We start from the raw sequence: 11,665 nt of genomic DNA, 5'->3' as shown, positions 1-11,665 counted from the left end.
CGCGAATGCGGTGTGCCATCCAGCAATGTGTTGAATGACACACCGCATTCGCGAGCAAGCCCGCTCCCACAGTTGGTCGGTGGTATTGGTAAGGGTGAATTCCAGCCATAAAAAAAGCACCCCGAAGGGTGCTTTGTCTGTCGCTGGAAGCTTAGCGTTTCAGCGAGGCCGGCAGGTGCGGCTGGATCGCCGTCAGTACTGCCTTGAAGCATTTGGTGTTACCGGCAACGATATGGCCTTTCTCGAGGAAGTCGTGACCGCCGGTGAAGTCGCTCACCAAGCCGCCGGCTTCCTGGATCAGCAGGGCGCCTGCGGCCATGTCCCACTCGGACAGGCCCGACTCCCAGAATGCGTCGAAACGGCCGGCGGCCACGTAGGCCAGGTCCAGGCTCGCCGAACCGGCGCGGCGGATGCCGGCAGTCTGGCCTACCAGGGCGCGGAACATGCCCAGGTAGTTGTCGAGGTTGTCCATCTGGTCATCGCGGAACGGGAAGCCGGTACCCAGCAGGGCGCCATCCAGGCTGGTACGACCGCTGACGCGCAGGCGACGACCGTTCAGTTGGGCGCCGCGACCACGGCTGGCGGTGAATTCTTCCTGGCGCACCGGGTCCAGAACGACTGCGTGTTCCAGGCGGCCGCGGTATTTGCAGGCGATGCTGACAGCGAAGTGTGGAATGCCGCGCAGGAAGTTGGTGGTGCCGTCCAGCGGATCGATGATCCACAGGTATTCTTCGCCTTCGATCCCTTTGCCGGCGTGCATGCCGGTTTCTTCACCCCTGATCGAGTGATTCGGGTAGGCCTTGCGCAGCGCGTCGATGATTTTCTGTTCGGCGGCGCGATCCACCTCGGACACATAATCCTTGGCGTCTTTTTCGTCGACCTTGATGGTATCCAGGCGCTCGATGGAGCGGAAGATCAATTCACTGGCGCTGCGGGCGGCGCGCAGCGCGATATTCAGCATGGGCTGCATGGATGTGTCACCTAAGGTTGTTAAAGAAAGCCGGGCATTCTACTCAGAAAGTTTCTACAGGTGAAGGACAGTGTGCGCATTCATAGCTTAACGGTAGGAGGAACTGTAAGATTTGCTCCCCATTGATGTGTTCGAGAGTGCCTCCCTTGCTGCAAAACATTCGTGTCGTCCTGGTCAATACCAGCCATCCCGGGAATATCGGCGGGGCTGCGCGTGCCATGAAGAACATGGGCCTGTCGCGGCTGGTGCTGGTCGAACCGCGGTTGTTCCCGCACCACGAGGCCGATGCTCGGGCTTCCGGCGCCGGGGACATCCTTGAAAACGCGCAAGTCGTCGCCACTTTGGAAGATGCCCTGGTCGGCTGCACGCTGGTGTTGGGCACCAGCGCCCGTGATCGGCGCATTCCCTGGCCATTGCTCGATCCGCGCGAATGCGGGGTGAGGGTGGTGGAGGAAGCCGCGCAGGGCACCGAGATTGCCCTGGTATTCGGTCGTGAAGACTCCGGCCTGACCAATGACGAGCTGCAACGATGTCATTATCACGTGCACATCCCCTCAGACCCCGAGTTCAGTTCGCTGAACCTGGGGGCGGCGGTGCAGGTGTTGAGTTATGAAGTGCGCATGTCCTGGCTCGCGGCCCAAGGCCAGCCGAGCAAGGTCGAGAAGGATGAAGTGGCGTCCACCAAGAGTGGTGAACTGGCGACCATGGATGAACTGGAGCGATTCTATGAGCACCTGGAGCAGACCCTGGTGGCCATCGAATTCCTCGATCCGGAAAAACCGCGGCACTTGATGGCGCGCCTGCGCCGGTTGTACGGACGCAGCTCGGTCAGCCGGGCGGAAATGAATATTTTGCGTGGCATCCTCACGGAAACCCAGAAAGCGGCCCGTGGCGAGCTTCTAAAGCGGAAGGATTAATGATGTTCGAGCGTTTGCGTGAAGATATCCAGAGTGTTTTCCATCGTGACCCGGCGGCGCGTAACGCATTTGAAGTCCTGACCTGCTACCCGGGCATGCACGCCATCTGGATCCATCGGCTGTCGGCGGCCTTGTGGCGCGCCGAGCTGAAATGGCTGGCGCGGCTGGTGTCGAACTTCGGTCGCTGGTTGACCGGGATCGAGATTCATCCGGGGGCCAAGGTCGGTCGGCGGTTCTTTATTGACCATGGCATGGGCATTGTCATTGGTGAAACGGCCGAGATCGGCGACGACGTCACCCTTTATCAGGGGGTGACGCTCGGCGGCACCAGCTGGAACAAAGGCAAGCGTCACCCGACACTGGAAGACGGTGTGGTGGTCGGCGCCGGTGCCAAGGTGCTCGGCCCGTTCACGGTGGGGGCGGGGGCCAAGGTCGGCTCCAATGCCGTGGTGACCAAGGCTGTGCCTGCCGGGGCGACCGTCGTCGGCATTCCCGGGCGGATCATTGTCAAATCCGATGAAGAGCAGGACGCCAAGCGCAAGGCCATGGCCGAGAAGATCGGTTTCGATGCCTACGGTGTCGGCGAAGACATGCCGGACCCGGTGGCGCGGGCCATCAATCAGTTGCTCGATCATCTGCAGGCGGTCGATGGGCGGCTGGAGGGGATGTGCGGGGCGTTGAAGGATCTGGGCAGTAATTACTGCGCCAAGGAGTTGCCTGAGCTGCGCGAGGAAGATTTTGCGTGTGTGAAGGACAAGGATCAGAGTCAGGCCGGCTAGATCGCGCCGACGCCTTCGCGGGCAAGCCTCGCTCCTACAGGTGATGCGTGATCCTTGTAGGAGCGAGGCTTGCCCGCGAAGAACGATGACGTGCAATTGCTGGCTGTAACCGGCCAGCCTTTGCTATGATGCTGCCGCTCTTTTGCGGGTAATCCCGAGTAAAACACTAGGTCTTATAGTTGACTTAAATACTCGGGAATTGCATACTCGCCCCATTCCGAACTCCGTGGTAATTGTCCATGCGACTGACTACAAAAGGCCGATACGCCGTGACCGCCATGCTTGACCTGGCGTTGCACGCGCAGCACGGGCCGGTGTCCCTGGCCGATATCTCCGAGCGCCAAGGCATCTCACTGTCCTACCTCGAACAGCTTTTCGCCAAGCTGCGTCGCAGCAACCTGGTCTCCAGCGTCCGCGGTCCGGGCGGCGGCTACCAGCTGTCGCGCGACATGCAGGGCATCCAGGTCGCCCAGGTGATCGATGCGGTGAACGAATCGGTCGATGCCACCAAGTGCCAGGGCCAGGGCGATTGCCATCACGGCGATACCTGCCTGACCCACCATTTGTGGTGCGATCTGAGCCTGCAGATTCACGAATTTCTGAGCGGTATCAGCTTGGCTGACCTTGTCACTCGCCGTGAGGTACAAGAAGTAGCCCAGCGTCAGGATCAGCGCCGTTGCAACAGCAAGGTGCCACGCCTGGACAAGATTGAAGCGTCCGCCGTCGAATGACAGCCAAAGAGCTAGCGGAACGCCAGCCAGCCTGATTTAGGAGATAGTCCATGAAATTGCCGATTTACCTTGATTACTCTGCGACCACCCCGGTCGATCCGCGTGTCGCGCAAAAGATGAGTGAATGCCTGCTGGTCGACGGAAACTTCGGTAACCCGGCGTCCCGTTCCCACGTGTTCGGCTGGAAAGCTGAAGAGTCGGTCGAAAACGCTCGTCGCCAGGTCGCTGACCTGGTCAACGCCGACCCGCGTGAAATCGTCTGGACCTCCGGTGCCACCGAATCCGACAACCTGGCAATCAAGGGTGCGGCGCATTTCTATGCGACCAAGGGCAAACACCTGATCACCACCAAGATTGAGCACAAGGCTGTCCTCGACACCATGCGCCAACTGGAGCGTGAAGGTTTCGAAGTGACCTACCTCGAGCCGCGCACCGATGGTCTGGTCACGCCTGAGATGGTCGAAGCCGCCCTGCGCGACGACACCATCCTGGTTTCGATCATGCATGTGAACAACGAAATCGGCACCATCAACGACATCGCCGCCATCGGCGAGTTGCTCCGTTCCAAGGGCATCCTGTTCCACGTCGACGCCGCTCAGTCCACTGGCAAGGTCGAGATCGACCTGTCGAAGCTGAAAGTCGACATGATGTCGTTCTCTGCCCACAAGACCTACGGTCCTAAAGGCATCGGCGCACTCTACGTCAGCCGCAAGCCGCGTGTTCGCATCGAAGCGACCATGCACGGCGGCGGTCACGAGCGTGGCATGCGTTCCGGCACCCTGGCGACCCACCAGATCGTCGGCATGGGCGAAGCGTTCCGCGTAGCCAAGGAAGACATGGCTGCCGAGAACGTACGGATCAAAGCGCTGAGCGACCGCTTCTTCAAGCAGGTCGAAGGCCTGGAAGAGCTGTACATCAACGGCAGCATGACCGCCCGCGTACCGCACAACCTGAACCTGAGCTTCAACTACGTCGAAGGCGAGTCGCTGATCATGGCGCTCAAAGACCTGGCGGTTTCGTCCGGTTCGGCCTGCACCTCGGCGTCCCTTGAGCCTTCGTACGTACTGCGCGCCCTGGGCCGCAACGACGAACTGGCACACAGCTCGATTCGCTTCACCTTCGGTCGTTTCACCACCGAAGAAGAAATCGACTACGCCGCGCAGAAAGTCTGCGAGGCCGTTACCAAGCTGCGCACCTTGTCGCCGCTGTGGGACATGTACAAAGACGGTGTCGACATTTCGAAAATCGAGTGGGCGGCACACTGATTTCAAGTCGCCGCAAAACAGCCCTGCCAGCCTTCTGGCGCAGGGCTTCAAGAGCGACTCTCTGATGAGTGAGGATTAAGAATCATGGCTTACAGCGAAAAGGTCATCGACCACTACGAAAACCCGCGCAACGTCGGCAAGATGGACGCGGAAGATCCTGATGTCGGCACCGGCATGGTCGGCGCTCCGGCGTGCGGCGATGTGATGCGCCTGCAAATCAAGGTCAACGAAGCCGGCATCATCGAAGATGCCAAGTTCAAGACCTACGGTTGCGGTTCGGCGATCGCCTCCAGCTCCCTGGCGACCGAGTGGATGAAAGGCAAGACTCTGGATGAAGCAGAGACCATCAAGAACACTCAGCTGGCCGAAGAACTGGCCTTGCCACCGGTGAAAATTCACTGCTCCGTGCTTGCTGAAGACGCCATCAAGGCGGCCGTTCGCGACTACAAGCAGAAGAAAGGCTTGATCTGACTTTCAAGTTTTGGCGACGAGTAAGGAGTCACCGATGGCTATCAGCATGACAGAAGCGGCAGCTCAACACGTGCGACGCTCCCTCAACGGGCGCGGCAAAGGTGAAGGGATTCGTCTGGGTGTTCGCACCACAGGCTGTTCCGGCCTTGCCTACGTGCTGGAGTTCGTCGACGAGGTGGTCGCAGAGGACCAGGTGTTCGAAAGTCACGGCGAAAAAGTGATCATCGACCCGAAAAGCCTGGCCTACCTGGACGGCACCGAACTCGATTTCGTCAAGGAAGGGTTGAACGAAGGCTTCAAGTTCAACAACCCCAACGTGCGCGGTGAATGTGGCTGCGGCGAAAGCTTCAATATCTGAGGCTTCTTGTGGGTACTCCTTGTCATTTCGCTTTATTCGAGCTGCAGCCGAGTTTCAATCTGGATCTCGAGCAGCTGGCCACGCGCTACCGAGAGTTGGCGCGCGGTGTTCATCCGGACCGCTTTGCCGACGCTTCCGAGCGTGAGCAGCGGCTGGCGCTAGAGCAATCCGCGAGCCTCAACGAGGCCTACCAGACGCTCAAGAGTCCCCCCAAGCGCGCGCGATACCTGCTCGCCATGGGTGGTGGCGAGCTGCCGCTGGAGGTCACGGTGCACGATCCGGCGTTCCTTCTGCAGCAGATGGAGCTGCGAGAAGAGCTCGAAGACCTGCAAGACAGTGCCGACATGGCCGGTATTGCAGCGTTCAAGCGCCGCCTGAAAACCGCTCAGGATGAACTGAACCAAAGCTTCGCAGCCTGTTGGAATGATGCAGCGCAACGTGAGCAGGCCGAACGCCTGATGCGGCGCATGCAGTTCCTCGACAAGCTCACCTACGAAGTGCGCCAATTAGAAGAGCGCCTCGACGATTAACCCAGTGCCGCTCCGGTCGCACGCCTGATATACAGATAAGTCCTGATAACGATGGCCCTACTGCAGATCGCCGAACCCGGCCAAAGTCCTCAACCGCACCAGCGTCGTCTGGCTGTGGGGATCGACTTGGGCACTACCAATTCGCTGGTCGCTGCATTGCGCAGTGGTCTTTCCGAGCCCCTGGCCGACGCAGAAGGGCGGGTCATCCTGCCGTCTGCCGTGCGCTACCACGCCGACCGCGTCGAAGTCGGCGAGTCAGCCAGGCTGGCAGCCGCCACCGATCCCTTGAACACCGTGCTGTCGGTCAAGCGCTTGATGGGTCGTGGCCTGTCCGACGTCAAGCAGCTGGGCGACCAGTTGCCGTACCGCTTTGTCGGCGGCGAGTCGCACATGCCGTTCATCGACACCGTGCAAGGTCCGAAAAGCCCGGTCGAAGTCTCCGCCGATATCCTCAAGGTGCTGCGTCAGCGCGCCGAGGCTGCGTTGGGCGGCGAACTGGTGGGGGCGGTGATCACCGTTCCGGCCTATTTCGACGATGCCCAGCGGCAAGCCACCAAGGACGCGGCCAAGCTGGCCGGCCTGAACGTGCTGCGGCTGCTCAATGAGCCGACCGCGGCCGCTGTGGCTTATGGTCTGGACCAGCATGCCGAAGGCCTGGTGGCGATTTATGACCTGGGCGGCGGTACGTTCGATATTTCGATTCTGCGCCTGACCGGCGGAGTCTTCGAAGTGCTGGCTACCGGTGGCGACAGCGCCCTGGGCGGCGACGACTTCGATCACGCGATCGCTCGCTGGATCATCGAGGGCGCTGGCCTGTCGGATGACCTGGATCCGGGTGTGCAGCGTCATCTGTTGCAAACCGCCTGTGCGGCCAAGGAAGCCCTGACCAACGCCGCGTCCGTTGCCGTGGTGTATGGCGACTGGCAAGCCGAGTTGAGCCGTGAAGCCTTCAATGCGCTGATCGAGCCGATGGTTGCGCGCAGCCTGAAGGCGTGCCGCCGCGCTGTGCGCGATTCCGGTATCGAGCTGGATGACGTGCATGCGGTGGTCATGGTCGGCGGCTCGACCCGCGTGCCTCGCGTTCGCGAAGCCGTGGCTGAAGCCTTCGGTCGCCAGCCGCTGACCGAAATCGATCCGGATCAAGTGGTGGCCATTGGTGCTGCGATCCAGGCCGATACCCTGGCCGGCAACAAGCGTGACGGTGACGAACTGCTGCTGCTTGACGTGATTCCGTTGTCCCTGGGGCTGGAAACCATGGGCGGCCTGATGGAGAAGGTGATTCCGCGCAACACCACCATCCCCGTCGCCCGCGCCCAGGATTTCACCACCTATAAAGACGGCCAGTCGGCCATGGCGATCCACGTGTTGCAGGGTGAGCGCGAGCTGATCAGCGACTGCCGCTCCCTGGCGCGCTTCGAATTGCGCGGCATTCCGGCGATGGTGGCCGGTGCGGCGAAGATTCGCGTGACTTTCCAGGTCGATGCCGATGGTCTGCTCAGCGTGGCTGCCCGTGAGCTGGGTTCGGGCGTTGAAGCGAGCATCCAGGTCAAGCCGTCCTACGGCCTGACCGACGGCGAAATCGCCAAGATGCTCAAGGATTCGTTCCAGCACGCCAATGACGACAAGGTCGCCCGTGTCCTGCGTGAACAGCAGGTCGATGCCCGGCGCCTGATCGAAGCGGTGCAGGCTGCCCTCGATGTCGATGGCGAGCGCCTGCTCGACGCCGAAGAGCGCATGGTCATCGAGTTGCAGATGCAGGAACTGGCCGAACTGATGAAAGGTTCCGATGGCTACGCCATCGAGCAGCAGACCAAGCGTCTGTCGCAAGTGACCGATGCTTTTGCTGCCCGCCGCATGGATTTGACGGTGAAAGCCGCTCTATCGGGGCGCAACCTGAATGAAATCGAGGATATCTGATGCCGCAGGTCATTTTTCTGCCTCACGAGAAGTTTTGCCCGGATGGCATGGTTGTGGAGGCTGAGCCGGGTATCTCCATTCTCGAGCTGGCCCATGAACACCATATCGAGATGGAAAGCGCCTGTGGCGGCGTCTGCGCCTGCACCACCTGCCACTGCATCATCCGCGAAGGTTTCGACTCGCTGGAAGAAGCGGATGAGCTGGAAGAAGACTTTCTTGATCGGGCCTGGGGTCTGGAGGCGCAATCGCGTCTAGGCTGTCAGGCGATCGTCGGGACTGAAGACCTGACGGTCGAAATTCCGAAATACTCGCTCAACCATGCAGCCGAAGCGCCGCACTGATTCAAGGAACCGACATGAGTCTGAAATGGGTTGATGTGCTGGAAATCGCGATCCAGCTGGCTGAATCGAAGCCGGAAGTGGATCCGCGTTACGTGAACTTCGTCGATCTGCACAAGTGGGTGCTGGCATTGCCGGAGTTCAGCGATGATCCGACCCGCGGTGGCGAGAAGGTGCTTGAAGCCATCCAGGCCGCCTGGATCGAAGAAGCCGATTGATTCTGCACCGCACGCAGTTAGGCAATACCCAAGAACCCGCGTATAATTCGCGGGTTTAATTTTTCACAAATTACCGTTTCTGGAGTTACACCATGGCTGTTCAACGTACTTTCTCCATCATCAAGCCTGACGCTGTTGCAAAAAACGTTATCGGCGAGATCACCACTCGTTTCGAAAAAGCTGGCCTGCGCGTTGTAGCTTCGAAACTGAAGCAACTGTCCAAAGCCGAAGCCGAAGGCTTCTACGCTGAGCACAGCGCTCGTGGTTTCTTCGGCGACCTGGTTGCTTTCATGATCTCCGGTCCGGTTGTCGTTCAGGTTCTGGAAGGCGAAAACGCTATCGCTCTGAACCGTGAGCTGATGGGCGCCACCAACCCTAAAGAAGCGGCTGCCGGCACCATCCGCGCTGACTTCGCTGATTCGATCGACGCCAACGCTGTACACGGTTCGGACTCCGAAGCCGCTGCCGCTCGCGAAATCTCGTACTTCTTCGCAGCTACTGAAGTAACCACTCGCTAAGCATTGGCTTAAAGAGTGAAGGTGAATCCATGACTACATCGACTGTTAAAACTAACCTGCTGGGTCTGACTCAGCTGGAAATGGAAAAATTCTTCGACTCAATCGGGGAGAAGCGTTTCCGTGCCGGTCAGGTAATGAAATGGATTCACCACCTTGGCGTCGATGATTTCGACGCCATGACTAACGTCAGCAAGGCCCTGCGCGACAAGCTCAAGGTGATTGCCGAAGTTCGCGGTCCGGAAGTCGTCAGCGAGGACATCTCCACCGACGGCACCCGTAAATGGGTGGTGCGCGTGGCGTCCGGCAGCTGCGTCGAGACCGTGTACATTCCCCAGGGCAAACGCGGCACGTTGTGCGTTTCGTCCCAGGCAGGCTGTGCCCTGGATTGCAGTTTCTGCTCCACCGGCAAGCAAGGTTTCAACAGCAACCTCACCGCCGCCGAAGTCATCGGCCAGGTGTGGATTGCCAATAAATCGTTCGGCAGCATCCCGGCGACCGCCGACCGTGCCATCACCAACGTGGTGATGATGGGCATGGGTGAGCCGCTGCTGAACTTCGACAACGTCGTGGCCGCCATGCACCTGATGATGGATGACCTCGGCTATGGCATCTCCAAGCGCCGCGTGACCCTGTCCACGTCGGGCGTGGTGCCGATGATCGATGAGCTGTCCAAGCACATCGACGTGTCCCTGGCGTTGTCCCTGCACGCGCCGAATGACGCATTGCGTAACCAGTTGGTGCCGATCAACAAGAAGTATCCACTGAAGATGCTGCTTGAATCGTGCCAGCGCTACATGTCGTCCCTGGGCGAGAAGCGCGTGCTGACCATCGAGTACACCTTGCTCAAGGACATCAACGACAAGGTCGAGCACGCGGTCGAGATGATCGAACTGCTCAAGAACATCCCGTGCAAGATCAACCTGATTCCGTTCAACCCGTTCCCGCATTCCGGTTACGAGCGTCCGAGCAATAACGCGATTCGTCGTTTCCAGGATCAGCTTCACCATGCCGGCTTCAATGTCACCGTGCGCACCACCCGCGGCGAAGACATCGATGCCGCGTGTGGCCAATTGGTAGGGCAGGTGCTGGATCGCACCCGTCGTAGCGAACGTTATATCGCCGTGCGCGAGTTGAGCGCCGAAAACGATATGGCACAGAACGCTGCGAACAATAATTAAGAGAGGATCTCTATGTCCCTGCGCTTAGCGCTGCTGTTGCTGCTGGCCAGTCTGTGTACTGGTTGTGTCCTGTCGGGCGATTTCAACCCGATGAAGACCAGCAAGGGCCGTGATGAAGCGCGGGTCGCCTATGTGCAATTGGGGCTCGGCTACCTGCAACAGGGCATGACCGAACGCGCCAAGGTGCCGCTGAAAAAGGCCTTGGAACTGGACAGCTCGGACCCCGACGCCAATGCGGCGCTGGGGCTGGTGTTCCAGGCCGAGATGGAGCCGGAGCTGGCCGACCAGCATTTTCGCAAGGCGCTGTCCGGCCGTCCCGACGATGCGCGAATCCTCAATAACTACGGCAGTTTTCTTTTCGAACAGAAACGTTACAAAGAGGCTTACGAGCGCTTCGAGCAGGCCGCTGCCGATACCCTGTATCCTGAGCGTTCGCGAGTCTTCGAGAACCTGGGCATGACCGCTTCCAAGCTCGGCCAGCGTGACCTGGCCCAGCAACAACTGGAAAAAGCCCTGCGCTTGAATCGCCAACAACCACGTGCCTTGCTGGAAATGGCTGAGTTGTCTTACGAAGACAGGCATTATGTGCCCGCGCGTGACTATTACGACCGTTTCAGCCAGCTCACCGAGCAAAATGCACGTAGTCTATTGCTCGGCGTCCGGCTGGCAAAAGTGTTCGAAGATCGCGACAAGGCTGCCAGTTTTGGCCTGCAACTAAAACGACTCTATCCCGGTACGCCGGAATATCAGCAATACCTGTCGGAGCAATGATGAAAGCGGTGCATCCCGAAGTTGTAGCAGCGAATCGCGTTAATCCCGGTGATACATTGCGCCAGGCTCGCGAAAGCAATGGCTGGTCGCTGGCCGAAGTGGCCCTCAAGCTCAACCTCACCGTCAATTCCCTGGGCAATCTGGAAGCCGGCGCATTCGACAAGCTGCCGGGGCATACCTTTGCCCGCGGTTACATCCGCGCCTACGCCAAATTGCTGGGCATGGATCAAACCGTGCTGGTGCAACAGTTCGACCAGTCGACCGGCACCGATTCCCAAGGCAGCGCCGTTCACAGCCTGGGTCGTATCGAAGAGCCGGTCCGGGTGTCCCACACCATTTTGCGGATTGTCAGCCTGTTGTTGCTGATCGCGGTGATCGGTGGCGGATTTATCTGGTGGCAGGACCAGACGTCTTCGCGCACCAAGGAGCCGGTCACTCTGAGCCCGGAACACGTCGAAGTCGAAGGCGCCGACGGCACGACCCAGATCCATCCGCTGGACGAGCCGGAAGACCAGGCCGTCGCGCAGGGCGAGGCTGAAGGTGCGACCGCGCTCGCCTTGCCGCAGGCCGAGACTTCGGCTGACGCCTCGACCGCCGCTGAAGCCACCGTACCCGCTACTCCGGCGCCCGCCGCACCGGCGCGCAGCAACGCGCCAGTTGTCGCCACGCCGGCAACGCCAGGGCCCGCTGTTCCCGCGGTACCG

Annotated in this window: 15 protein-coding genes; 14 read left to right on the top strand and 1 reads right to left on the bottom strand. The window is 60.0% G+C overall.

Features of this window, described 5'->3' with window-relative positions:
- Positions 1-151: 151 nt before the first annotated feature.
- On the bottom strand, positions 152-970 hold the full coding sequence (gene suhB, locus BZ163_RS01570; RefSeq protein ID WP_128869517.1) for an inositol-phosphate phosphatase: 819 nt from the start codon (positions 968-970) through the stop codon (positions 152-154).
- A 146-nt stretch (positions 971-1,116) separates the two neighbouring features.
- On the opposite strand from suhB, the gene trmJ reads away from it, so the two are divergent.
- From trmJ to BZ163_RS01500, 14 genes are all read left to right on the top strand, one after another.
- Positions 1,117-1,887 carry a tRNA (cytosine(32)/uridine(32)-2'-O)-methyltransferase TrmJ gene (trmJ, locus tag BZ163_RS01565; RefSeq protein ID WP_128869516.1) on the top strand — a complete coding sequence of 257 codons (771 nt, stop codon included), beginning with the start codon at positions 1,117-1,119 and terminating at the stop codon, positions 1,885-1,887.
- A gap of 2 nt (positions 1,888-1,889) precedes the next feature.
- Positions 1,890-2,666 (top strand): serine O-acetyltransferase, encoded by a 777-nt coding sequence (cysE, locus tag BZ163_RS01560; protein WP_128869515.1) that lies wholly within the window; start codon positions 1,890-1,892, stop codon positions 2,664-2,666.
- A gap of 239 nt (positions 2,667-2,905) precedes the next feature.
- Entirely contained in the window at positions 2,906-3,397 is a 492-nt protein-coding gene (iscR, locus tag BZ163_RS01555; RefSeq protein ID WP_064679565.1) for a Fe-S cluster assembly transcriptional regulator IscR, read from the top strand.
- Between the two features lie 50 nt (positions 3,398-3,447).
- Positions 3,448-4,662, top strand: a complete 1,215-nt coding sequence (locus tag BZ163_RS01550) for an IscS subfamily cysteine desulfurase (RefSeq protein WP_128869514.1) — start codon at positions 3,448-3,450, stop codon at positions 4,660-4,662.
- Positions 4,663-4,746: 84 nt separating this feature from the next.
- Entirely contained in the window at positions 4,747-5,133 is a 387-nt protein-coding gene (gene iscU, locus BZ163_RS01545; protein WP_028620148.1) for a Fe-S cluster assembly scaffold IscU, read from the top strand.
- Between the two features lie 34 nt (positions 5,134-5,167).
- Positions 5,168-5,491 carry an iron-sulfur cluster assembly protein IscA gene (gene iscA / locus BZ163_RS01540; RefSeq protein WP_007903589.1) on the top strand — a complete coding sequence of 108 codons (324 nt, stop codon included), beginning with the start codon at positions 5,168-5,170 and terminating at the stop codon, positions 5,489-5,491.
- An 8-nt stretch (positions 5,492-5,499) separates the two neighbouring features.
- Entirely contained in the window at positions 5,500-6,021 is a 522-nt protein-coding gene (gene hscB / locus BZ163_RS01535) for a co-chaperone HscB (RefSeq protein ID WP_128869518.1), read from the top strand.
- Between the two features lie 51 nt (positions 6,022-6,072).
- Positions 6,073-7,938 carry a Fe-S protein assembly chaperone HscA gene (hscA, locus tag BZ163_RS01530; protein WP_128869513.1) on the top strand — a complete coding sequence of 622 codons (1,866 nt, stop codon included), beginning with the start codon at positions 6,073-6,075 and terminating at the stop codon, positions 7,936-7,938.
- Positions 7,938-8,279: an ISC system 2Fe-2S type ferredoxin gene (fdx, locus tag BZ163_RS01525; protein WP_054057275.1), complete on the top strand. Its 342-nt coding sequence runs from the start codon at positions 7,938-7,940 to the stop codon at positions 8,277-8,279. The genes hscA and fdx overlap by 1 nt, the downstream gene beginning before the upstream one ends.
- A 14-nt stretch (positions 8,280-8,293) precedes the next feature.
- Positions 8,294-8,494 (top strand): Fe-S cluster assembly protein IscX, encoded by a 201-nt coding sequence (iscX, locus tag BZ163_RS01520; RefSeq protein ID WP_017340315.1) that lies wholly within the window; start codon positions 8,294-8,296, stop codon positions 8,492-8,494.
- Positions 8,495-8,586: 92 nt separating this feature from the next.
- Entirely contained in the window at positions 8,587-9,012 is a 426-nt protein-coding gene (gene ndk / locus BZ163_RS01515; protein ID WP_007916882.1) for a nucleoside-diphosphate kinase, read from the top strand.
- 29 nt (positions 9,013-9,041) lie between these two features.
- The gene (rlmN, locus tag BZ163_RS01510) at positions 9,042-10,190 is read left to right on the top strand and encodes a 23S rRNA (adenine(2503)-C(2))-methyltransferase RlmN (protein ID WP_128869512.1); all 1,149 of its coding nucleotides are present in this window, start codon (positions 9,042-9,044) and stop codon (positions 10,188-10,190) included.
- Between the two features lie 12 nt (positions 10,191-10,202).
- Positions 10,203-10,961 carry a type IV pilus biogenesis/stability protein PilW gene (pilW, locus tag BZ163_RS01505; protein WP_064679561.1) on the top strand — a complete coding sequence of 253 codons (759 nt, stop codon included), beginning with the start codon at positions 10,203-10,205 and terminating at the stop codon, positions 10,959-10,961.
- A partial coding sequence (locus BZ163_RS01500) for a helix-turn-helix domain-containing protein (RefSeq protein WP_143510992.1) occupies positions 10,961-11,665 on the top strand: 705 nt, incomplete at its 3' end. The genes pilW and BZ163_RS01500, both read left to right, overlap by 1 nt.

Origin of the sequence: Pseudomonas sp. VI4.1 (assembly GCF_002029345.1) — a bacterium.
In the GTDB taxonomy this organism is placed as follows: domain Bacteria; phylum Pseudomonadota; class Gammaproteobacteria; order Pseudomonadales; family Pseudomonadaceae; genus Aquipseudomonas.
Note: the sequence above shows the minus strand (reverse complement) of the source record. Positions and strands in the feature narration are given on the sequence as shown.